The following is a 23,948-nucleotide window of genomic DNA, read 5'->3' as shown; positions in this document are numbered from 1 at the left end:
AATTATGAAGATAAAAAATATATTCGTAGCCTTGGCTATAATTCTTTTCTCGTTCAACAGTTGCAGCGATTTTCTGGAACGGGAACCTGATACCATCTTATCGGATGATCAGATATTCGGAGATGCTGTAATGATCAAATCTGTACTTTCCAATTTTTATGGCAGAATAACCTGGGGACAGCATATAGATGACTCTTATCCGTATACTATTCTGGATGAAGCTTCCAAATCGGATGGAGGTCCGGATACCCGTCAGGATTTTGAAAATGATCGTTGGCGGGTATATGACTATACGTTACTCCGCAATTTGAACCAGTTCCTAAAAGGGGTACGCGCATCGACTGTGTTGGATGACGAAACCCGGAATCAGTTGGAGGGTGAAGCCCGGTTTATCAGGGCATGGCTCTATTTTAATATGGGACGGGGAATGGGTGGTATGCCTATTATTGGTGACGAGGTGTTTGAATACACGCCCGGTATGGATATTACTACAATGCAATATGCCCGTTCCACTGAGGCTGGCCTCTATGACTATATCATTTCCGAATGTGAAGCCATTAAAAATTTCCTGCCGACAGATCCTTCTACTAATGCCGCAAGGGCCACCAAATGGGCTGCCTTGATGTTGAAAGCCCGTGCTGCCGTCTATGCCGGTTCAATAGCAAACTATAACAACAAAATGACTGCTCCGGTCCGGACTACCGGTGAGGAAGTGGGCATTCCGGCTGATTTGGCAGCAGGCTATTATGGAACTGCACTTGCAGCTGCTGAAGAGGTGATAGCCAGTGGCAAATATGAATTACAGCTGACTAAACCTGACGATAGGGGACGTAATTTCTATGAAGCCCTTTCGGTAAAAGAGAATAATAAAGAAGTGATCTGGGCACGTGATTACAAATACCCCGGACAAACGAACGGATTCACACAATCTAATATTCCTGCTTCGCATGCAGAAGATATCGACCGTGCATATGCAGGCCCAATATTGAATCTGGTGGAGGATTTTGAATATATCAATGACCGGAACGGACAAATCAGGACGAAAGAGGCTAACGGGGATTATGTTTATTATGACAATCCGGAAGATGCCTTTGCCAATAAAGATCCACGTTTATGGGGTACTGTTATTTATCCTGGTGCTATCTTTAAAGGTACGCCTGTAGTATTACAAGCCGGACAGAAATATTTGAGAGATGGAAAATGGGAAATAAGAACCAGTGAACCGGGTGAAAGAGATAATAATGACGTTCTTATCACATCTGTGAATGGTCCGACAACTACCAACAACCAATTTGTGAATAAATCAGGTTTCTTCTTCCGCAAATTTATGGATGAAACACCCAGTGCCTCTACCCGCGGACGCAGGAGCGAAATGTGGTTTCCCCGATTCCGTATCGCGGAAGCTTATATGATCGCTTCTGAAGCGGCACTTGAACTGGGACAATCAGGAAAAGCTTTGACATATATCAATGCAGTGCGTAATAGAGCCGGCATACAAGAACTTGCAACTGTAACCTTCAATGATATCGTTCGCGAGAGAAGGGTGGAATTTGCTTTTGAAGATCATCGTTATTGGGATTTGAAACGTTGGAGGCTGGCGCATCAAATCTGGAATGGAAACGGACAAAATGAGTATGTTGGTCAACAGTATGCCCAACAGATGGCTTTATTCCCTTATCTGATTAATGATCCCGGTAATCCCAACAATGGTAAATGGGTTTTTGATAAGTTCCCCACACACATGTCGCCTTATCCAAGACGTTTCGAGATGAGGAACTATTATAATTTTATTGATCAGGGATGGATTAATAATAATCCTAAATTGGTAAAGAATCCTTATCAATAAAAATTCAAATTGTAAATTTGTAAACGATGATAAATATGAGACTTTATAAATATTTCGTAATAATAATGGCAGCGGCTACACTTACCGCCTGTGGATTTGATAACTATGATGCTCCTCAATCGACATTGCAGGGCAAAATAACATACAACGGAGAGACATTGGGATTACGCGGTACCGGGGAAGCGATACAGTTGCAGCTTTATCAGGACGGGTATGAACTGAGAGATCATATACGGGTGTATGTGAAGCAAGACGGTACTTTTCAGGCAACACTGTTTGACGGTGAATATAAATTAGTAACCAGAAACCAGAATGGACCCTGGGTGAATACGCGGGACACGCTTGTCGTCAATCTCAAAGGATCGACCAATGTGGAAGTAAAAGTAACTCCCTATTTTACCATATCCAACGAAAGCCTGTCTCTTAGCGGTTCTGTGTTGAATGCAACCTTCAATGTAACCCAGATTGTGAATACGGCTGAAATAGACTATGTTTGTTTATTGGTCAGCAAGACCTCTTTTGTGGATGATGTGTCTTATCTTGCCCGTAAGGATTTCACAGATCTACAGGCTGGTACATTAAACTTGTCAATGGATATGTCCGGTAATAATAATTTTACTTCTGCTAAACATCTCTATGCAAGAGTAGGTGTAAGAGCCAAAGGTGCAGACCAGGCCATTTATTCCAAAGTTGTTCAATTGAAATAAAATAAAATCAAGAAACGAGGGTTGTGATGCAAAAAAATTACAACCCCTCGTTCGTTTTACTATTTTAATAATAAAATAAAAAACTGATCTCTAATTTTAAAAAAAAGTTATCGTTTTTTCCTGGACAGTATCAAAAAGCGATATAAAAACTTAAAGTTTTTGTAAAACAGTTTTTGGCACTTTCGTACATTCTGTAATAATATCACTTTCAATTCCTTTTTCTCTCATTTTCTTTGCAACTTCCAGTATTTTGTTGTCAAATGGCGACATGTTATCGAAGAAGAAATTTCCCATAAATTCGATTGCTTTGCATATTTTTCCATGTCCCTCCTCTGAATTTACATCTATACCGGCGAAAGGAGTTAAGTTTGCATGCAGCACAAGATAATAGATGCCTCCGATAATTAATGCTGAAATGACTTCTATCTCGAACGGGGCGTTTTTGAAAATCTCTTTGTATTTCTCGACTAAGGGGATTGTATGAAATTCTCTTAATCCTGCAGTACGTCGGGTCGTATCATTATGGTTGGAAATTTCCCAACGGAGTAACTGCTGCATCACCTTGTTCTCTTTTAAAGAAATGAAAAGATTCTTTATTATATGAAGATATTCCTCTTTATCGTTAATTTCCCCATCAGTTTTGGCGACATTCGTAAACCAATAGTCATATTTTTTTACAAATTCATCGATGTAATCTTCAATATTGCTATATCTGTTATAGAATACAACTGCTTCAATTTTTGCTTCTTCGGCAATGTTCCTTACTGTTACGTTTGTAAACCCTCCGGATTCGATCAGCGCAATAGCCGCTTTATTTATTATTTCGTCTATTTCTTCTTTTGATCTTCTTTTTCTTCGCTTAGTTGACATCTCGATAGATAATATTAAAATGCACCAATAATATTCTTGCTAACATTAATGTATAGACCAATTTGTCCATCGAATTTCGGTGACTTCCCATTTTCGACATAATTGCGAATATTAGCTTCGCTCGTCCCAACCATCGATGAAGATCGTACCGATCGCAGTAACTACAAGGTATTTGCTGAATTCTCAGGAGGGGAGACCGGTGGTGTTATCAATACGCAAATTCCGGATGAAGACCAGGCCATTGAATAGTAAATGACGAGTGTTACATAGGAGTTCTCTGTAAAAAGGGGGCTCCTGTGTACTTATTTCTTTATCTTTGTGGTAGCTTTGCATGAATAATTTTTCTAATAATTTAATTCTTTTAATCTCAGGAACGTATGAACAATAAATTTTTAGCGGTACTACTTTTATCAACTTTCATTTTATATGCATGTCAGCAAAATACATCCACAATCAATATAGTTTCCACCGATCTTATCACTGGGCTCCGTGCACCGGCCTATCCACTGGTTACGGTGGATCCTTATTTTAACGCATGGTCATATACCGATAATCTCTATGATGACCAGCCCCGCCATTGGACCGATAAAGGGTTTCCGTTGTTGGGAGCCTTAAGAGTGAATGGCGAAGTGTATAGGTTTATGGGAAAAGAAAGTCTGCCGTTGAAACCGCTTCTTTCAACGGTCCGTGAAGAAAAATGGGAAGGCAAATATACTTTTGATGAACCTGCGGGAGAAGGATGGAAGAGCCTGGAATTCAATGATGTATCCTGGCAAACGGGTAAGGCTGCTTTCGGCACGCCAAATGAACCCCATCTCTCCACTCTTTGGGAAACAAAAGATATTTGGGTAAGACGTACGTTCAATCTGGACGAAGACTTGAGCGGTAAAACCATCTATCTGCACTATTCGCACGACGATGATTTTGAGCTGTACATTAACGGGATCCCGGTTGTAAAAACCGGCTACACGTGGAAGTACAACGTGATAGAGGAACTTTCAGAAGAGGTGAAAGCTACACTCAGAAAAGGAGAGAATATCATTACCGCCCATGGTCATAACAGAACAGGTGGAGCCTATGTGGATTTCGGCCTGTATGAGAAAGAAGAGAATAAGGTATCGTTTGAACGTACTGCAGAGCAGAAATCGGTAAGCCTGCTGCCTACGCAAACCGTTTATACGTTTGACTGCGGCCCGGTAGAACTGGATGTAATCTTTACCACACCCCTACTTCTGAACGACCTGACACTTGTTTCACGGCCGGTAAGTTACATCACTTATCAGGTAAGATCTAACGACGGAGCATCGCATGATGTGCAGGTCTATTTTGAGGCAACCCCTCAGTGGGCGGTACACGATGATAGCCAGCCGGTCAATTTTGAGAAGATCGAAAAAGAAGGAAGAACCTTCCTCAAAACCGGCACCGTTGAACAACCCATGCTCCGGAAGAGTGGTGACGCCGTGCGCATCGATTGGGGGTATTTTTATCTGACCGGTACCGGTAATGACGGCGCAACCCTGAATTTCGGTGATAATTGGGATACCAAGGAAGCCTTTCAAACGACCGGACAGATCTCCGGGGCATTGGCCCAAGAACTTTCCGCAAATATGACGCAAGAGATGACGGTACTCGCTTACAGCCGTGATCTGGGTGAAGTGACATCCGAAAAGAGAGCCGGATTCATTATGCTGGGTTACGATGATATCTACTCCATACAATATTTCGGGAAGAACCTGAAAGGTTACTGGACTAACGACGGAACTGTGGATATTTTCCAGGCGTTCAAAAGTGCGGAAATTGACTATATATCGATCCTGGAACGTTGCGATGATTTCAACCGGACCATGATGGCGGATGCCGAAAAGGCAGGAGGCAGGAAATATGCCGAACTGGCTGCGCTGGCTTACCGGCAGGCAATTGCAGCCCATAAGTTAGTGAAGGATGAAAACGGAACACTCCTGTTCCTGTCGAAAGAGAACAATAGCAACGGTTCTATCGGTACGGTAGACATAACCTATCCCTCCTCTCCCTTATTCCTGCTCTATAACCCCGAATTGGTAAAAGGGCTGATGAACCATATTTTCTATTACAGTGAAAGTGGAAGATGGACTAAACCCTTTCCCGCACATGATATAGGTACCTATCCCCTTGGTAATGGTCAGACTTACGGAGAGGATATGCCGGTAGAGGAGGCTGGTAATATGTTGATCTTGACGGCTGCCATTGCCGAAATGGAAGGAAATGCCGGTTATGCCGCCCAACACTGGGATGTGCTGACCACCTGGACCGATTATCTGGTTGAGGAAGGATTGGATCCCGATGATCAGCTCTGTACCGATGACTTTGCTGGACATCTTGCCCATAACGCGAACCTCTCTGTCAAAGCGATCATGGGAATTGCTTCCTATGGGAAACTGGCTTCGATGCTGGAGAAAACCGATGTGTCGGAAAGGTATTTGAATATCGCTGCTGAAATGGCTGTGGAGTGGGAGAAGATGGCCCGCGACGGCGATCACCACTATAAGCTCACTTTCGATCAGGCAGGTACCTGGAGTCAGAAATATAATTTAGTGTGGGATAAATTGTTAGGGTTTAATGTTTTTGATCCGGAAATTGCCCGGAAAGAAATGGCTTATTATCTCACTAAACAGAATGAATATGGCTTGCCTCTGGACAATCGGGCCACGTATACCAAATCGGACTGGATCATGTGGACGGCGACTCTTACAGGTGATATGAATGATTTTAATGCATTGGTCGATCTCGTCTATAAATATGCGGATGAAACTTCGTCCCGTGTACCTGTCAGCGACTGGCATGATACGGTGACCGCAGAAAGAATGAACTTTAAAGCCCGCTCCGTGGTCGGCGGATATTTTATGAAGATGCTGGAACAGAAATTATTGGAGAAAGGTAAATAGTAATTATCTGTAAAATAAAATATAAACCCCAAAAGTTGGTGAAATTTTTGGGGTTTATCATGTTTGAGGATATCGGCATTCCTGTGTATTCCTTAAACAATTATTAATCATGTACATGTGAATTTATGATAAATTTTTAATACATTTTGAGACGATTATGACATGACAAGTGTAAAGAAGAAGGTTCTTTTGCTAATATAATAATTGCAAAAAATGAAAGGCGAGGCATTAATCTATTCCATCCGGAGGAAATCCATTTATTTCTTCAAACAATAGAGAAGATAAGCGTCTGATTAGCACTTATTTTTTGTAAATCTTTTTTACTTAATTCATAATCTAAACAAAATGTGAGAATGAAAAAACAAATTTTCAATTTATCGAATGGGGTTTTGTTCGTACTGATGTGGACATTATCCTTATGTTTGTATGCACAGGGAATTACCGTAAGAGGTGTGGTTACTGATACCAAAGGAGAACCACTGATCGGCGTAACAGTGCAGGTAGAAGGTACATCTACCGGAACCGTAACTGATATAGATGGTAATTTTACCTTGCAGAATGTGCCTTCAAATGCAACATTGGAAGTATCCTATGTAGGAATGACAACGCAGGTTGTCGCTCTTAACGGAAGAACATCCGTAAGCATTACATTAGAAGAAGATGCAGAACTGTTGGAAGAGGTAGTAGTCATCGGTTACCAGACAATCCGTAAGGCCGACCTGACAGGATCTGTTTCCGTATTTAATCCTGACGAGATGAAAAATACGATCGTAACCGGTACGGTGGGTGACGCATTGGGTACTCTTCCCGGGGTAACCGTACGTACTGCCGGTGCACCGGGTAGGGAAGGAAAAGTGGAAATTCGTGGTACGGGTACATTTGGAACCAGTACTCCATTGTATGTGGTGGATGGGGTGGTCTCCGGCGCCAACCGGGATTTTAATTTTAACGATATCGAAAGCATTCAGGTGTTGAAAGACGCTTCAGCCGCAGCTATTTACGGCTCAAGAGCCGGTAACGGGGTAATTATTATCACCACCAAACAGGGGAAGGAAGGCAAGATGAAAATCGATGTCTCTTCGCGTGCCACCCTGCAATGGCTGCCCAGATACAACCTCACGAACCGGGATCAATGGATTGAGCTGAACGACTTGGCTTTTGCCAATGCCGGACGGCAGCCGGCCAACCATTTCGATGGAAATACCGACTGGCAGGAAGAGGTATTTAAGACCGGTATCGTACAGGATCACAATATATCTTTCTCGGGGGGTAATAGCGGTAGCCGCTATTTTATTTCAGGTAACTACCAGCACAATTCCGGGACAACTATTGGGACCCAAAGCGAACGTTTTACTTTGCGGTCAAATACCTCGGCTACACGTGATTTTGGGGACAATGTTACGTTCCGTATCGGGGAAAATATTACGTTAAGCCATTTTGCTGTAGATGAACTGAATACGAATCCTATTGTCGATGTATATCGTATGCTCCCCACCATTCCTGTTTATGATGAGAACAATGCAGCCAGGGGTGGATATGGTTACGGTGATGGAAGCAGGGATGTTACTTTTGGAACAAATCCTTTTGCAAAGGAAGATTTTGAAGATACCAAAAACAGCAACTTACGCGTCAGGGGAAATCTCTTCACTGAACTTGAATTGCTGAAAGCCTTGAAATACAGGTTTAATCTCGGATTTGATTTCAGTAATGACAGACATTCTTATTTACGGAAAGAAGGCTATTGGACATACAACCAACCCTATGACCCTTCTTCTTTAAATAAAAACCAGGCTCAATACCAGGGATTGGTATTTGATAATACGCTGGAGTATAACAAAAAATTTGGCAAACACGATATCTCTGCGGTATTGGGTACAAGCTATTTTACCTCCACCTATGAGCAAATCTGGGGAACAAAGAACGATGTGTTGATGACGAGCGATGGTCGCTATTTTGATACGCTTGATGCAGCGCTTTCAAATCCAAAGACAGGAAATTACAGGGACTTACAGAAATTATTTTCGGTATTCGGCCGTGTAAACTATAACTACGACGAAAGGTATCTGTTGAGTTTCACTATGCGTCGCGACGAGTCTTCTAAATTTTCGCCTGACAACAGGGTAGGATATTTTCCTTCCGTATCGGCAGGGTGGAGGATCAGTAATGAAGATTTCTTTGAATCTTCCTGGATAGACGATCTGAAGATAAGGGCCAACTACGGGGTGCTGGGTAATTCAAATATCGGTGTATGGGATTGGGTGTCATTTATTACCACATTCCCTCAGGCTGTCTTCGGAACAGGCCAGAATGTACACACCGGTATGACGCAGATCAGACTGGCAAATAATGACTTAAAGTGGGAAAGGCTGACTCAGTTGAATGTCGGATTCGATGCCATGTTGCTTAATAACAGGTTGAATCTTGCAGTAGATTACTTCCTGAAAGAAACAAAGGATGTACTGGCTCCTATGCAGATACTGATGGTGACCGGCAATAACGGTGGAAATCCTTATGTGAATGCTGTTACCCTGCAGAATACCGGTGTGGAACTTTCTGCTACCTGGCGCGACAGGATAAATAGCGATTTTGGTTATAGCATTAATGTAAACGGTTCTTTCCTGAAGAATAAGATCACGGAGATTGCCTATAATTTGAAACAATTCACTCAATGGGATACGAAATCTCTTCCCGGAGAGCCGATAGGCGAATGGTATCTGATCAAAACAGATGGGTTATTCCGTACCCAGGAAGAAGTATATGCCCATACCAATAGTGAAGGGAAAATCATTCAACCCGATGCCAAACCCGGTGATGTGAAGTATATAGACTACAATGATGACGGAATAATAACCGATGACGACAGGCAGCACTGCGGATCTACCATTCCGAAATTCGAGTTAGGCATGAATCTTGGTTTTGAATACAAAAACTTCGATCTTCAAATCCAGATGGGAGGCGCGTTCGGACATAAATCGTTCAATGGCCCGAGAAGCGCGTTCGACCGTTTTGACGACAATTCGAATTACCGCGTGAGTTACGACCCATGGACTCCGGAAAACCCGAATGCCAAAGATCCACGTCCCATTTATGCTGATTCCCGTAATGTGCGAGGCAATCAGGACCGCTGGTTAGAGAACGGAAGCTATCTCAAAGTAAAACAGATGGCGTTGGGATATAACCTGCCGAAATCAATGCTTGGCAGTACGTTCAGTAATATTCGTGTATATGTAAATGCACAGAATCTGATCACATTTACTTCTTATACGGGATTGGATCCTGAGTTCCTCAATACCAATATCTGGGATCGCAGCTATGATGGCGGATATTTCCCAAATCCCTACGGAGTAACTTTTGGAGCACAAATATCATTCTAACCCTCAGAAAACTTATTACAATGAAAAGAATCATATATTTATTATTTGCTGTTTTCTTGTTAAATGCTTGTGATGTGACTGTGGAGAATCCGAATACCATCACTACGGCAACATTCTGGAAAACGGAGACCGATGCACAATATGGCATCAATGCAGTGTACAATATGTTTTATAAACCGGGAACATATAGCCGGTGGATATGGTTCCGGCTGGATCTTACCTCGGATGAAGGGTTTAGTCAAAGTCCCTGGGCAGAATTGAAAGAATGGACCGATTTCAGGTATAATAACTACAATTTCTGGGAAGGTAACGCCTGGACATACAGGGATTGCTACGAAGCAATATTCAGAGCCAATCAGGTATTGTATTTTGTACCTGACATAACGTTTGCCGACGAAAATGAAAAAAACAGGATTCTTAGCCAGGCATACTTTCTGAGGGGGCTTTACTATTATAATCTCGCTTTGTTATGGGGAGGTGATAATAAGAGTCTGGCTATCGTACTCGAACCGTCTACTCCAGGAATGCAACCCGAAGGGCATACTGGTTCCGAAGTATATCAACAGGCTATAAGTGATTTTACTGAAGCGCAGAAATTTTTACCGGAAGAGTGGGACGATGCCAATAAGGGACGCGCAACAAAAGGAGCGGCATTGGCTTTCAGGGCAAAATGTTATATGCAACTGCACCAATGGAATGAAGCCAAGAATGATTTACAATGGTTAGTGGAAGGTGAAGGCCAGAAGTACTACGATCTTACCGCCAATTATGCCGATAATTTCAGGAGAGACACTGAAAATAATAGAGAGTCTGTATTTGAGATTCAATATTCCGATGTGAATAAGGCGCCCGCAGGTGATGGTGACTTTGATGTAAATCCCAATCTGGGATTGAATCGCGGACAATTTTTCGCTCCTCCCGGAATAGGATGGACGGATGGTGAAATACGCCCGTGGCTCGTTGCCGAATTCAAAAAAGAGAAAAATCTGAATGATGGGTACGATATCCGTTTGAGGCATACTGCATTTTACAGTGAGCAACATCTGGATTTTCCTGATAACGAACGGATATATGGTGAGGTCAGCAACGAAGCAACGTGGAACAGGGACAACTGGAAAGGGCGTGTGTTTTACCGGAAATACAGTTCGGAGCATTATCGTGATTTTGATGATTATCATAATCCGACCAATGTAAGACTTATCCGTTTTGCAGACGTGTTGTTGATGTATGCAGAGTGTATCGTTCAATCGGGAGGAAGTGTCTCTGATGCTGTTGCACATGTCAACCGGGTAAGGGCAAGGGTGAATATGCCGGCACTTGCTGTAAACCACGCTGCTGCGACTTCCGATAAAGATGCTTTCCTGAAGCGTTTGCAGATGGAAAGAGCGCTTGAGTTGGCCACGGAAGGTCAACGCTGGGCCGATATCAAACGTTGGGGATTGGTCGACAGCCAGGCTGGCATAGACGAACTGAAATCGCGTGATTCCGATTTCAACAATTTCGTGATCGGCCGTCATAGCCGTCTGCCTATCCCGTCTGATGAAGTGAGTAATAATCCTAATATTGAACAAAATCCTAATTATTAAATTAATGATAAACCTTCCTGGCTTTCGGGTCAGGAAGGTTTTTTAAATTACAATAGAGATGAAAAAATACCGGTATCTGCTGTTTATATGTTTCTTTGTCGTAGTGTCGTCCTGTAAAGGAACTGATAAACCGGAAGAGACTATCCATAATCCAGCCCCCGTAAGATTGGCCGACCCGTTCATTATGTTACACGATGATGTCTATTATGCTTACGGCACCAATGCCAATGACGGAATTGAAGTATATACATCGGATGATTTGAAAGAGTGGAAAAAAGCGTCGGAACTGGCTCTGCATAAAGATAATTCATATGGTGACAGATGGTTTTGGGCACCGGAAGTCTATTATGTCAACGGAAAGTTTTACATGTATTATTCGGCTGAAGAACACATGTGTGTTGCAATAGCAGATTCACCTTTTGGACCTTTTAAACAACCTGTTCAAAAACCCATGCTCGAAGGTGAAAAAACGATTGATAATTCACTGTTTATTGATGACGATGGCAAACCATATCTGTTTTTTGACCGGTTCAACGATGGTTTAAATATCTGGGTTGCAGAATTGGAAGAGGATCTGATGACCATCAAAACGGAAACATTGCATCCCTGTATTCATGTTTCTCAGGAGTGGGAACAGGTCTGGCCCCGGGTCAATGAAGGAGCTTTTATTGTGAAGCACAATGGAATATACTATATGACTTACTCTGCAAACAGTTATGAAAGCCAGTTTTACGGGATCGGCTGTGCCACCGCTACAGATATTTTCGGGGAATGGACAAAATATCCGGACAATCCCCTCTTGCAAAAACCCGGAGATCTGGTTGGCGTAGGGCATAGTGCGATGTTCTGGGACAAAGAAGGCGATCTACGTATTGTCTTCCACGCGCACCATGATGAAAATAATATTCATCCAAGAAAAATGTATATCGGAAGAGCCGGATTTGAAAAGGTCGATGGCGTGGATAAGATGTATATCGAAGAACAATACGAGATACCGGTACTGGCTGAATAAAAATTTTTGCTTATCTTGTTGTCGGAAAACTTTTGAATGGTTTCCGGAATATATGGAAGGTGTTTTGTGCCCTTAGTGCAATGAAACGAGCCTGTAAAACATTACACAGAAGAGTATGATTATTTGGGAGTTCAATACCCCTGAAGGGAAAAATAGAATAATCATTATGAAAAAAGGGAAACAGAATTTTTACCCCATCACTTTGTTGTTCATTATTTTTATGATGAACTGCGGAGAGTTATTCTGTTTACCAGGCTACTCCTTCAAGCATTACAATATCAATAACGGGTTGTCTCAGAACACCGTCTTTACCATTTTTCAGGATAACCAGGGATTTATGTGGTTCGGTACAAAAGACGGTTTGAACCGGTTCGACGGCACTTCATTCAAAATCTTTAAATTCTCTCCCGGTGGAAACCTGCGTGACAATGTGTTCCACCGTATTCTTCAGGATACAAATGATAACCTCTGGGTAGGGACTGATGACGGGATCTATATTTATAACCCCCGTAGTGAGGAGTTCAACCGTTTCGAAAAGACTCCGGCCGACCATGTGTCAATGGATGGAGTTGTCAGCGATATTTTGTTGGATAACGACGGTGACATGTGGATTTCGGTGGAGGAAAAGGGTGTTTTTTGTTATAATTCCAAGGCTGACACGCTTTCCTATTATCCTATACCCCAGAGCCCGGGAGGAATGAGAATGATAAGTCTTTGTCTCGGCCGGGACGGACACATCTGGGCGTTTCCGTATAATCTGCCTTTTATCCGGATCAATAAAAAGACGGGAGAGGTTTCCGAGCATCGCCTGAGAGACGACGAAGATCTGGTGTATAATACAGGGGAGATATGGAAAGTGGTGGCAGATGAGTATAACCAGCTGCTGATCGCTTCTTCCGCGAAAGGTGTCATAAGTGTGAATACGGTCAATATGACCCATCGTGTTTTATTGGATGAAGACGCATATGGCGAGCCGATATTTGCCCGGTGTCTGGCAAGGATTGATCCGCAGACGATCTGGATCGGTAGTGAGTCGGGATTGTATATCTATAATACTGAAACCGGAGAAGTCGACAATCTCCGTCACAACAGGTATATCCCATACTCCTTATCCGACAACGCGATTTATTCCATTTATAAAGACCGGGAGGGAGGAATCTGGATCGGCTCGTTTTTTGGAGGGGTCGATTATTATTCCAATCATTACAATCAATTCGAATTATTCTATCCTGTGGCACAGGATAACCGTATGCAAGGCCGCCGTGTGCGTGAGTTCTGCAGCGCTCCCGACGGGAAAATGTGGATAGGCACGGAAGATAACGGCTTGAATTTGTTCGATCCGGCGAGGAAGGAGTTTTTGCCGTTACCGCCCCCCTTGCAATCGCTCTATACGAATATTCATGCCCTGTATGCTGATGGAGATTATTTATGGATTGGCACCTTTTCGAAAGGATTGAACCGTTATAACCTGACAACAGGAGAGTTGGTTACTTACCTCCATTCTGAAGCCCCCAACTCCATCAGCCATAACAGTACTTTTGCCATCCATAAAGACCGTCAGAATACATTGTGGATAGGCAACCTCTCCGGGTTGAATATTTATAATTATAACGAAGACAACTTTACCCGTATTGAGGAATTTCAGGGAATTTATATTCAGGATATTTTTGAAGACACGGATGGGAAGATATGGGTGTCTACCTTTACCAAGGGACTCTACCGGTATGACCCTTCTACCCGTGAGTGGGATGTTTTCCTGTATGATCCTTCCGGTGCAAGAAACAGGTTATACAATAAGTTGACAAGCGTTTTTGAGGATAGCCGGAAACGGTTGTGGGTTACCACGGAAGGCGGAGGATTTTATCGCTTCGATAAACAGACTGAAGAATTTATTACATTCAACAGTGCCAAGGGATTGCCCAACGACGTGGTGTATCAAATAGTGGAGGATGATGATGCCAATTTATGGCTCTCCACTAATTCAGGGCTTGTCTGTTATAATCCTTTATCGGGAACTTTCAGAAATTACACGGTGGATAATGGGTTAAAAACCAATCAGTTCAATTATAAATCGAGTTACAAGGCATCCGATGGGACGATCTATTTCGGTTCCACCGATGGTTTTGTCCGTTTTAATCCTTCCGCTTTTAGTGAAACAAAACTTGACGTACCCATTGTCTTTACGGAGTTATTTGTGAAAAATGAGCGGGTAAGTCCCGCCGACGAAAGATCATTATTGAAGGGAAGTATTCTCTATGCCAATGAATTGATCTTGCCCTACAATAAGAATTCTTTCAGATTGGAATATGCCGTGCTCAACTATTCCAACTTGAATGCCAATAATATCTTATATAAACTGGAAGGGTTTGATAAAGAGTGGATTCGTGTAAAGGATAAACAAGATATCATATATTCAAATCTGATGCCGGGGAAATACAGGCTTATAGTCAAATTGAATGGAGATGAAGAAAATGAAAATGCGGCGAATATAAAGACGCTTGCCATTCAGATACGTCCGCCATTCTGGTTAAGCGGATGGGCTTATTTAATTTATTTCTTGCTGGTTGCATTTTCAATGATACTCTTATTCCGTGTTTTAAAGATGCGTGAACAACGTGTCCAACGACGTAAAATGAGGATATTTGAGAATGAGAAAGAACGGGAATTATACCGGTCGAAGATCGATTTTTTCACCAACGTGGCACATGAGATACGCACACCTTTGTCATTAATTAAAGCGCCACTCGATCATGTGATCATGACTGGAGAGGTCTCCGATAACATAAAGGAGAACCTTCAAATTATGAGTAAGAATACCGATAGACTGCTCAATCTGGCCAATCAGTTGTTGGATTTCCGCAAGACCGAATCGGATGCTTATTCTCTGAACCTCCGCAGGCAGAATGCTTCGGGACTGATCAGGGAGACATTTCTGCGGTTCACCCCTCTGGCGAGGCAACGTAATTTGACCTTTGAACTTGATCTGCCTGATAATGATATCTTTATGCTGCTTGACAAAGAAGCTTTCCTGAAGATAGTCAGTAATTTGGTGAACAATGCCATTAAGTATTGCGATAGCTGTGTGCGGATGAAGGCGTATATTTCAACCGATGAACAGAACGGCATGTTTCATCTGCTTACGGAAAACGACGGAGAGAAAATTCCGGATGAATACAGGGAGGAGATCTTCAAACCTTTTGTGCATCTCGATAAGGAGAAAGATGGTAAAACTGCGGGCACAGGTATCGGGTTGGCCCTTTCCAAATCTTTGGCTGAACTGCATAAAGGAAATCTGGTTTTGGAAAATGACGATGAATGGATTCTTTTTCACCTCACACTGCCGGTTGGTGAGACCGATAAAGCTGTATCTGAACCAGCGAGAGAATTGGGAAAAAGGGAGCCGGATACACATGTTGAAAAAACGGTAGCGGCTTATACCATACTTTTGGTCGACGATGATGTGGAATTGTTGCGGTTTGAAGAAAAGTTTCTCTCGTCACATTATCATATAAAGACGGCGGAAAACGGGATACAGGCCCTGGAAATACTCCGTGAGGAAAATGTGAGTCTTATTGTGAGCGATATTATGATGCCAGAAATGGATGGTCTGGAACTGACCAAGAGGGTGAAACTCGATGTTGAATTCAGCCATATACCGGTGATACTGCTCACGGCAAAAGTAAATGTAGAATCCAAAGTACAGGGATTTGAGACAGGCGCCGATGCCTATATCGATAAACCCTTTTCTTTGGAAGTGCTGATGGCGCAGATCGCCAATCTGCTGCAGAACCGGGAAAAACTACGCGAAACATTTCTGAAAAATCCGTTTATCGGCGCCAACAGCATAGTACGTACCAAATCGGATGAAGAATTTGTTAAAAAACTACATGCCATCGTACAGGAAAATATCGACAATTCCGAATTTATTGTGGAAGATATATCGGGACAGTTCAATATGAGCCGTGCCAGTTTTTACCGGAAAATAAAAGGTGTGCTGGATCTGACCCCTAACGAATATATCAGGGTGGAGCGTCTGAAAAAAGCGGCACAGTTGCTCAAGGAAAAAGTTTACAAAGTAAATGAGATCAGTTATATGGTTGGATTTAATTCACCTTCTTACTTCACCAAGTGTTTTCAACAGCAATTCGGGGTTTTACCCAAAGATTTTGAATAAAAGAAGTCAGAATGAGATTATATTTTTACTTTTTGACTAATTTGTACTTTTTTGTTTATTTATAAACATCTATTTTCGTAAACTCAAAATTATAATTTTATTTAGAAGTTGTTTTGAATTTTTTCATCCATTGTTTTGTAGCCATTTTTTGATGGATTTGGATTTTCATTGATTGAAATGTGGCGGGCCACTTAAAAGAAATGAAAGTTCAAAGGCGCGAAAAAGGGCAAAAACAATATGAAAGAGTGAAAAAACAAGCGTGAAATAATTACTCGTAAAATTCAAAACAGTTTCTAAAATAATATCCACATGAAATGAGCGGGAAGATTATTACACTAAGGATAATGATTCAACGCGAGTTCCCTATGACTTTAATGTGAATAATGAATATTGTCTTATGAAATCGAAACTAGTTTTATTTGTTTTACTTGTAGCAACTTTTACTCTCTCAGCCCAGTGGCAACCGGCTGGAGACAAGATTAAAACCCGGTGGGCAACACAAATCGATGTGGATAATGTGTTACCGGAGTATCCAAGACCTATTATGGAGCGCGGTGAATGGCAGAATCTTAACGGGTTGTGGAATTATGCCATCCTTCCGGTTGGAAAACAAAAACCGACTCATTTCGACGGCCAGATCCTGGTGCCGTTTGCCGTAGAATCAAGCCTCTCGGGAGTACAAAAAAGGGTGGGCAGCGACAATGAACTATGGTATCAGCGTGAGTTTACCGTACCGTCCAAATGGAGAAACCATAAGATACTCCTCCATTTTGGGGCGGTGGACTGGAAAGCGGATGTATGGGTGAACGGTGTGAAAGTAGGACAACATACCGGTGGATATACCCCTTTCTCTTTCGATATTACTCCCGCACTGGTCAATGGCAATAACACACTCGTGGTAAAAGTGTGGGATTCCACTGACGAGGGGTACCAACCCCGCGGAAAACAAGTGAATAAACCGGAAGGTATCTGGTATACGCCCGTGACCGGGATCTGGCAGACCGTATGGCTGGAGCCGGTGCCTGAAACCCATATCGAAAATATCAGGATCACGCCTGATGTCGATAAAAATATGTTAGCGGTGCGGGCTATCACTAATGGGCGCGCTTCTGCCGCCAAAATAGAGGTGAAAGTAAAGGAAGGCTCCCGTGTGGTCGCGACGGGACAGGCCATCAATAACCTGCCAGTGGAGATCGCGATGCCGGAAAATGTAAAACTCTGGTCGCCTGACAGTCCGCATCTCTACGACTTGGAGATTACTCTTTGGGATGGTAATAAGCAACTCGATAAAGTGGCAAGTTATGCCGCTATGCGTAAATATTCCATGAAGCGCGACGATAAGGGAATTGTGCGTTTGCAACTCAATGACAAAGATCTTTTCCATTTCGGCCCCCTCGACCAGGGATGGTGGCCCGACGGACTTTATACCGCGCCTTCCGATGAGGCTTTGGAGTACGATGTGTTGAAAACCAAGGAACTCGGCTTCAACATGATCCGTAAGCATGTGAAAGTGGAACCGGCACGGTGGTACACACACTGCGACCGTCACGGAATAATTGTATGGCAGGATATGCCCAATGGTGACAGGGGGCCCGAATGGCAGATGCGAAAGTATTTCGACGGTGTGGAAAGGGTGCGCTCCGCCGAGTCGGAAGCTAATTTCCGTAAAGAATGGAAAGAGATTATGGACTATCTCTATTCTTATCCGTCGATAGGTGTGTGGGTGCCCTTTAATGAAGCGTGGGGGCAATTCAAAACCCGGGAGATTACCGAATGGACCAAGCAATACGATCCCTCCCGCCTGGTGAATCCGGCCAGCGGTGGTAACCACTATCCGGTAGGGGATATACTCGACCTGCACCAATATCCTGCTCCCCAGCTCTATCTCTACGATGCCCAACGGGCTACCGTGCTTGGTGAATATGGCGGGATCGGATGGGCTAACAAGGAACATCTCTGGGAACCCGATCGCAACTGGGGTTATATACAGTTCAACAGTGCCAAAGAAGTGACCGATGAGTATGTCAAATATGCCGAACAACTGAAACAACTGATCCGTCAGGGATTCTCCGCCGCTGTGTATACCCAGACTACCGATGTCGAAGTCGAAGTAAACGGGTTATTGACTTATGACAGGAAACTGCTGAAAGTGGATGAGGATAGAGTGAGAAAAGTGAATCAGGAGATATGCAACATATTAAGCAAATAATTCTATTTCTGTTCCTGTTTTTGACTTTCATTACTTGTCAAAGTGAGGAAAATCAGGGAAGTGAGGATTATTTCATTGAATGGGAAAAGAATACCCTCGTCTGCATCGCGGATGAGGGTGGCTATACCATTGTTGATCAAAGGGAAAATCGTTAAAAAATAAAAAATGATTCGCTTAATTACATTTCTTTTTATAATCACCGCATTTACTTCATGTAAAAGTGTTGAACCGGTAGATAATAAACCTGTTAATGGTAAAGAGAACCTTTATAAAAATCCCGTAGTTAATTACAGTCTTCCTGATCCCACCATTCTACGGGCGGATGACGGTTATTTCTATCTCTTTGCAACAGAAGATATCAGGAACATACCTATTCACCGTTCTGAAGATCTGGTCAACTGGGAAATGACAGGCACCGCATTTACCAATGCGACCCGCCCCACGTTTGAACCCAATGGCGGATTGTGGGCACCCGATATCAATTTCATCGACGGAAAGTATGTGCTGTACTATTCCATGTCGGTCTGGGGTGGCGAATGGACATGCGGCATCGGTGTTGCGACAGCGGATAAGCCCGAAGGACCTTATACCGATCACGGCAAGCTTTTCCGCAGCAACGAGATCAATGTGCAAAACTCTATCGATCCTTTTTATATCGATGAGGAAGGGAAGAAATATCTCTTTTGGGGAAGTTTCCGCGGCATTTATGCCATTGAACTTTCGGACGATGGCCTTTCCCTGAAGCCGGGAGCAGAGAAACAACAGGTGGCCGGGACAGCGTACGAAGGAGTGTATATACACAAACGGAACGGTTACTATTATATGTTTGCCTCTACCGGATCCTGCTGTGAAGGACTCAACAGCACCTATACCACTGTGGCAGGTCGCTCCGATAATCTTTTCGGCCCTTATCTTGACAAGCAGGGCAGGCCGATGATGGATAACCATCATGAAATAATTATCCAAAAAAATCAGAAATTTGTGGGAACAGGGCATAACTCGGAGATTGTGCAGGATTCAAAAGGTCAGGACTGGATCTTCTATCACGCTGTATCCGTGGATAATCCCAAAGGGCGGGTGCTGGTAATGGATCAGGTGCGTTGGGATAACCACTGGCCTTATATTGAAGGGGGAAGCCCCTCTTTTGAAGCCGAAAAACCCCTATTCAAATAAGATAAGTTTTGTATGAAACGAGCATGATAACCGTGATCACTAAGGTTGCGCTATCTGAGTCGCCTTCGATCCCCGATTTCAATTCTCGATGCCGGGAACCGCTATCTCCCGGCAGCGCTGAAAAATTTTTATCGAAGTAAATCATCGGTACATAAATAAAATCATGTAAATTTGCGAGAGAATTTATTAAATATAAAGGAAAAATGATAAAAATCAATCGATTCATCCTGCTGCTGGCAATCATGGCCATAGCCGGATGTGCCAACAGACAAAAAGAGGCTCCCGCGGAGGAAACAACACTGTCGGGATTGAAGAAGGGCGACTTTCAGACTGTCGTAAACGGCGACTCGGTCGACCTGTATGTGCTGAAGAATGCCAACGGTGTGGAGGTTACCGTAACCAACTACGGTGGAAGAATTGTCTCGGTGATGGTTCCCGACAGGGATGGTAAATTACAGGATGTAGTGCTTGGGTTTGATAACATACGGGACTATATCAATGTCAACAATAATTTCGGTGCAACTATCGGCCGTTACGGCAATCGGATCGCACACGGAAAGATTACGGTGGACGGTGTGGAATATGAATTGCCCCAGAACAATTTCGGACATACCCTGCATGGGGGGCCGGAAGGATTTGATTCTAAAGTTTTCGATGCTGTCCAGCCTAACGACCAGTCAGTGGTATTCACTTACCTGTCGGAAGACGGAGAAGCCGGATTTCCCGGTAACCTGAATGTGAAGGTGACGATGACGTTGACAAATGATAATGCCATCGATCTGCAATATGAAGCTGAAACGGACAAGGAGACGGTGGTTAATCTGACCAATCACTCTTATTTCAATCTGTCGGGTGACGCCAATAACACTGTACTCAATGACCTGTTGATGATCAATGCGGATGAGTACACTCCGGTGGATGACACGTTCATGACGACAGGGAAAATCGAAAAAGTGGAGGGTACGCCGATGGATTTCAGGACACCTACTGCCATAGGTGGGCGTATCGACTGGTATGATTTTGATCAGTTGAAAAATGGTGACGGTTACGACCACAATTGGGTGCTGAATACCAAAGGCGACATTTCGCAGGTGGCGGCTACGGTTTATTCACCTGTTACGGGCATTCAGCTGGAAGTATACACAATTGAACCGGGAGTGCAGGTGTATACAGGAAACTTCCTTGATGGAACGGTAACCGGCAAGTATGGTGCCGTATATAATAAACGCAATGCTATTTGTCTGGAAACACAAAAATATCCGGACTCTCCTAACAAGCCGGACTGGCCATCGCCCTACCTTAAGCCTGGGGAGAAATATACCAGCCGGTGTATTTACAAATTTTCAGTTCAATAATTTAAAAAGTTTTTAATTATGCCCGACAGCTTAGCCAATCTCCCGATTTGGGGCATCATTGTAATTGTGGTGCTTGCACTATTCGATGCGGTGATGAAAGTGATCGCTATGTGGAAATCGGCACGAAACAACCATCTGGTGTGGTTTATCCTTATTGCGATATTCAATACCGTTGGAATTCTGCCGATCGTGTACCTGGTGCTGCATAGGAAAAAAGAAATACCTGAAGCAGAATAGACTGAAAAATGAAGGGCTTATGGAGGAGGGATTATCGTAACACCGGATAACCCTCCTCTTTTTTCTTGTAATACTTGCACCATGGACTGAGACCGCAGATCTCACATTTCGGTCTTCGCGCCAGGCAGATGTATCGCCCATGCAGGATAAGCCAATGATGTGCTTTTGAGAGCAATTCTGCCGGAATATGTTTCACCAGTTGCCGTTCTGTTTCAAGCGGTGTTTTGGAATTGTCGGTCAATCCGATGCGGTTTGCCACCCGGAAAACATGCGTGTCCACGGGCATGGCAGGTTTATTAAATGCGACAGCCAACATCACGTTGGCTGTTTTACGGCCAACGCCCGGGATGGTAAGCAACGAGTCGATATCGTTGGGCACTTCACCCCCGAAGTCGGAGAGCAGCTTTCTTGCCATCCCGACCAGATTTTTTGCTTTGTTATTGGGATAGGAGCAGGATTTGATGTGTTCGAAAACTGCTTCGGGGGTTGAAACAGCCATCACCTCAGGTGTGGGAAACGCTTCGAACAAAGCAGGCGTGACCATATTCACCCGCCTGTCGGTACACTGCGCGGAGAGTATTACCGCCACCAACAATTGATAATCGTTTTGGTAATGCAATTCCGTCTCGGCTGATTCCGCATTTTCCATAAACCAGTCGAGTACTTTTCTGTAACGCTCCTTTTTGGTCATTATTCAGCTGATTAATTCCGCACTATCATTTTTCCAACTCACTTTATCTTTTTATTTCATTTGATTAGCATTATTGATTTTCAAATGTATCAAATGGAACTCGCTCCTAATTATCTTCTTTTGTGAGAACGGTTATCTGCTCGTTTCGTCTGAAAGAGGAATAAACCGCGCACTGAGATCGGGATCTTCCATATCCGGGTCAAGCGGATAGATGGGGCGTTGAACTCTCTCATAAGGTAACCTCAACAGATCCTGATCCACACCGCCGGGTGTAAGCGCCATCACCCAATCACCGCGCATATCGTACAATTCCGGCACAAGGTATCCTATCTTCACCACTAAAATATCCGCGTCTCTCGGATTTAATCCCAGGTCGGTGAAGTTTTTCTCGTAGTGATAGGCCGTCCTTTTTTCCGTCACAATGGTGTGGATGTTGCCGCTTTTCACCACAGCTTTGGCATTGTCCTCATCTTCATCAATGGCCGTGACCTCTCCCTTCAGGCGAACCGGCGGCGCATAACGATTATCCACTTCGGCACCTGCCAGGCCATCGACCTGTCCGCCAACCCCCGCTTCAATGGCTTGTCTGACCAATTCCGGGCCGGGAATGGACGCATAGATCAAAGTCTTGTTCCCGGACGACCGGAACTCGGGGCGTTTGAAAAGCTCATGCAATGTCCAGGTGACATCTCCCGCGCCACCGGCAGTGGGATTATCTCCCATATCACTAATGACAAATGGTTTTTTATCGCTTGCCAATGCTCGTGCCAACGCATCGTCCAGATAAGTAGTGGGAGCTACAAAATCAAATTCTTTCCTTACGTCCCAGAAATGATGGGCCAGCTTTTCTGCCACCCTGGCTACTGCTTCCTTATCGTCTCCATATGCCATTACCACTCCATGGTTCCGCGGCGCGTCAGCCCAAGGGTAAGATAACCAGACGGAGGCATCGATCACCTTATCCCCTTCAAGCAGCCCGGGAATCTGGCCGGTAAGAGTCTTCCCCGGTTCGATGCGGGTACTTGTTTTTTCACCCGGCAGCAGAATGGGAACAGGGATCCACGCTTTATAAGCCGGTTTTCCCTTTCCGCCTTCCAGCCTGTCGAGCAGGTTGGTGACGGCCCTTTTTTTCGTTTCGATAGCATCTTCGTGGGGAGAGAGCCGGTAGCTGGTTATCAGGTCGGTATTCTGTGCCAGGCGGGGTGAGACACTTCCGTGCGGATCCATCGATGTGGAGATCAATACATCAGTGCCTACCACGTCACGAATGCGAACCAGAAAATCACCTTCCGGATCATCTAACCCCTGCACGCTCATTGCGCCGTGAATATCGAAGAAAATTGCGTCCAAAGGCAATATCTCTTTCAACATGTCCAAAGTCTTTGTCACCAACGATTCATATGCCTCTCGGGTGACAATACCTCCAGGCATGGCATGTCCCCGGAGGGTGGGAAGCCATTCGGCACGGTTAATTATTCCCGAGTCGGGGGACATAAAGGGATAGTAAGAGAAGATATCTTCCCCTGTGCGCGCTCTGAAAGCCTCTTCATGGGTCACCGCCGGTGAAAATGTGCTGGATTCGATGGCAATGCCTGCGATGGCAATTCTCGGCAACTCTTTTTTCGCACTGTCAACATGGCAACCTGTGGCAAGAAATAACAGGCCAAGAGTGAGGATAAAAAAATTCTTTTTCATTGCGGTAATACCTGAAAAAATTAATAAAAGTTGGATATTTTGAGTAAAATTTTGATTATCAAAATGTTGAATCAGAGAAACATTTACCCAAGCATAAT

The 23,948-nt window shown here is 43.8% G+C and carries 15 protein-coding genes; 12 read left to right on the top strand and 3 right to left on the bottom strand.

Features of this window, described 5'->3' with window-relative positions:
• Nucleotides 1-4: 4 nt before the first annotated feature.
• Both D7D25_RS13040 and D7D25_RS13035 read left to right on the top strand, forming a co-directional pair.
• On the top strand, nucleotides 5-1,846 hold the full coding sequence (locus D7D25_RS13040) for a RagB/SusD family nutrient uptake outer membrane protein (protein ID WP_019539922.1): 1,842 nt from the start codon (nucleotides 5-7) through the stop codon (nucleotides 1,844-1,846).
• A gap of 35 nt (nucleotides 1,847-1,881) precedes the next feature.
• Nucleotides 1,882-2,553: a DUF3823 domain-containing protein gene (locus D7D25_RS13035; protein ID WP_026327383.1), complete on the top strand. Its 672-nt coding sequence runs from the start codon at nucleotides 1,882-1,884 to the stop codon at nucleotides 2,551-2,553.
• A gap of 150 nt (nucleotides 2,554-2,703) precedes the next feature.
• Here the strand turns inward: D7D25_RS13035 and D7D25_RS13030 are convergent, their stop codons facing one another.
• Entirely contained in the window at nucleotides 2,704-3,423 is a 720-nt protein-coding gene (locus D7D25_RS13030; RefSeq protein ID WP_019539920.1) for a TetR/AcrR family transcriptional regulator, read from the bottom strand.
• A gap of 102 nt (nucleotides 3,424-3,525) precedes the next feature.
• Here D7D25_RS13030 and D7D25_RS18050 point away from each other — a divergent pair, with 102 nt between their 5' ends.
• The 10 genes from D7D25_RS18050 (at nucleotide 3,526) to D7D25_RS12980 (ending at nucleotide 21,464) form a co-directional block, all read left to right on the top strand.
• Complete coding sequence (locus D7D25_RS18050; protein ID WP_019539919.1) at nucleotides 3,526-3,672, top strand: hypothetical protein; 147 nt, start codon at nucleotides 3,526-3,528, stop codon at nucleotides 3,670-3,672.
• Between the two features lie 128 nt (nucleotides 3,673-3,800).
• A complete protein-coding gene (locus D7D25_RS13025; RefSeq protein ID WP_019539918.1) occupies nucleotides 3,801-6,344 on the top strand; it encodes a glutaminase family protein in 2,544 nt (847 codons plus the stop codon).
• Nucleotides 6,345-6,697: 353 nt separating this feature from the next.
• Complete coding sequence (locus D7D25_RS13020; RefSeq protein ID WP_122969386.1) at nucleotides 6,698-9,718, top strand: TonB-dependent receptor; 3,021 nt, start codon at nucleotides 6,698-6,700, stop codon at nucleotides 9,716-9,718.
• Between the two features lie 20 nt (nucleotides 9,719-9,738).
• Nucleotides 9,739-11,304, top strand: coding sequence for a RagB/SusD family nutrient uptake outer membrane protein (locus D7D25_RS13015; RefSeq protein WP_019539916.1), 1,566 nt, complete (start codon nucleotides 9,739-9,741; stop codon nucleotides 11,302-11,304).
• Between the two features lie 58 nt (nucleotides 11,305-11,362).
• Nucleotides 11,363-12,316 carry a glycoside hydrolase family 43 protein gene (locus D7D25_RS13010; protein ID WP_122969385.1) on the top strand — a complete coding sequence of 318 codons (954 nt, stop codon included), beginning with the start codon at nucleotides 11,363-11,365 and terminating at the stop codon, nucleotides 12,314-12,316.
• A 166-nt stretch (nucleotides 12,317-12,482) separates the two neighbouring features.
• Nucleotides 12,483-16,490 (top strand): hybrid sensor histidine kinase/response regulator transcription factor, encoded by a 4,008-nt coding sequence (locus D7D25_RS13005; RefSeq protein ID WP_158602618.1) that lies wholly within the window; start codon nucleotides 12,483-12,485, stop codon nucleotides 16,488-16,490.
• A 397-nt stretch (nucleotides 16,491-16,887) separates the two neighbouring features.
• On the top strand, nucleotides 16,888-18,699 hold the full coding sequence (locus tag D7D25_RS13000) for a glycoside hydrolase family 2 protein (protein WP_122969383.1): 1,812 nt from the start codon (nucleotides 16,888-16,890) through the stop codon (nucleotides 18,697-18,699).
• A gap of 165 nt (nucleotides 18,700-18,864) precedes the next feature.
• Nucleotides 18,865-19,872: a family 43 glycosylhydrolase gene (locus tag D7D25_RS12990; protein ID WP_122969382.1), complete on the top strand. Its 1,008-nt coding sequence runs from the start codon at nucleotides 18,865-18,867 to the stop codon at nucleotides 19,870-19,872.
• Between the two features lie 203 nt (nucleotides 19,873-20,075).
• Nucleotides 20,076-21,227 (top strand): aldose epimerase family protein, encoded by a 1,152-nt coding sequence (locus tag D7D25_RS12985; protein WP_122969381.1) that lies wholly within the window; start codon nucleotides 20,076-20,078, stop codon nucleotides 21,225-21,227.
• 18 nt (nucleotides 21,228-21,245) lie between these two features.
• Nucleotides 21,246-21,464 (top strand): DUF5652 family protein, encoded by a 219-nt coding sequence (locus D7D25_RS12980; RefSeq protein WP_122969380.1) that lies wholly within the window; start codon nucleotides 21,246-21,248, stop codon nucleotides 21,462-21,464.
• Nucleotides 21,465-21,495: 31 nt separating this feature from the next.
• On the opposite strand, the gene nth is transcribed toward D7D25_RS12980, so the two are convergent.
• Nucleotides 21,496-22,155 carry an endonuclease III gene (nth, locus tag D7D25_RS12975; RefSeq protein WP_122969379.1) on the bottom strand — a complete coding sequence of 220 codons (660 nt, stop codon included), beginning with the start codon at nucleotides 22,153-22,155 and terminating at the stop codon, nucleotides 21,496-21,498.
• Nucleotides 22,156-22,287: 132 nt separating this feature from the next.
• Nucleotides 22,288-23,850 carry a M81 family metallopeptidase gene (locus tag D7D25_RS12970; protein WP_122969378.1) on the bottom strand — a complete coding sequence of 521 codons (1,563 nt, stop codon included), beginning with the start codon at nucleotides 23,848-23,850 and terminating at the stop codon, nucleotides 22,288-22,290.
• Between the last annotated feature and the right edge of the window lie 98 nt (nucleotides 23,851-23,948).

It is taken from the genome of Proteiniphilum sp. X52, from assembly GCF_003712195.1.
GTDB lineage: Bacteria > Bacteroidota > Bacteroidia > Bacteroidales > Dysgonomonadaceae > Proteiniphilum.
This window is presented reverse-complemented; position numbering and strand designations above follow the sequence as displayed.

Coding starts and splice junctions, on each gene's coding strand:
- D7D25_RS12970 (WP_122969378.1), bottom strand. CDS start 23,850: ATGAAAAAGAATTTTTTTATCCTCACTCTTGGCCTGTTATTTCTTGCC.
- D7D25_RS13025 (WP_019539918.1), top strand. CDS start 3,801: ATGAACAATAAATTTTTAGCGGTACTACTTTTATCAACTTTCATTTTA.
- D7D25_RS12985 (WP_122969381.1), top strand. CDS start 20,076: ATGATAAAAATCAATCGATTCATCCTGCTGCTGGCAATCATGGCCATA.
- nth (WP_122969379.1), bottom strand. CDS start 22,155: ATGACCAAAAAGGAGCGTTACAGAAAAGTACTCGACTGGTTTATGGAA.
- D7D25_RS13000 (WP_122969383.1), top strand. CDS start 16,888: ATGAAATCGAAACTAGTTTTATTTGTTTTACTTGTAGCAACTTTTACT.
- D7D25_RS13040 (WP_019539922.1), top strand. CDS start 5: ATGAAGATAAAAAATATATTCGTAGCCTTGGCTATAATTCTTTTCTCG.
- D7D25_RS12980 (WP_122969380.1), top strand. CDS start 21,246: ATGCCCGACAGCTTAGCCAATCTCCCGATTTGGGGCATCATTGTAATT.
- D7D25_RS13030 (WP_019539920.1), bottom strand. CDS start 3,423: ATGTCAACTAAGCGAAGAAAAAGAAGATCAAAAGAAGAAATAGACGAA.
- D7D25_RS13020 (WP_122969386.1), top strand. CDS start 6,698: ATGAAAAAACAAATTTTCAATTTATCGAATGGGGTTTTGTTCGTACTG.
- D7D25_RS13010 (WP_122969385.1), top strand. CDS start 11,363: ATGAAAAAATACCGGTATCTGCTGTTTATATGTTTCTTTGTCGTAGTG.
- D7D25_RS13035 (WP_026327383.1), top strand. CDS start 1,882: ATGAGACTTTATAAATATTTCGTAATAATAATGGCAGCGGCTACACTT.
- D7D25_RS13005 (WP_158602618.1), top strand. CDS start 12,483: ATGAAAAAAGGGAAACAGAATTTTTACCCCATCACTTTGTTGTTCATT.
- D7D25_RS12990 (WP_122969382.1), top strand. CDS start 18,865: ATGATTCGCTTAATTACATTTCTTTTTATAATCACCGCATTTACTTCA.
- D7D25_RS13015 (WP_019539916.1), top strand. CDS start 9,739: ATGAAAAGAATCATATATTTATTATTTGCTGTTTTCTTGTTAAATGCT.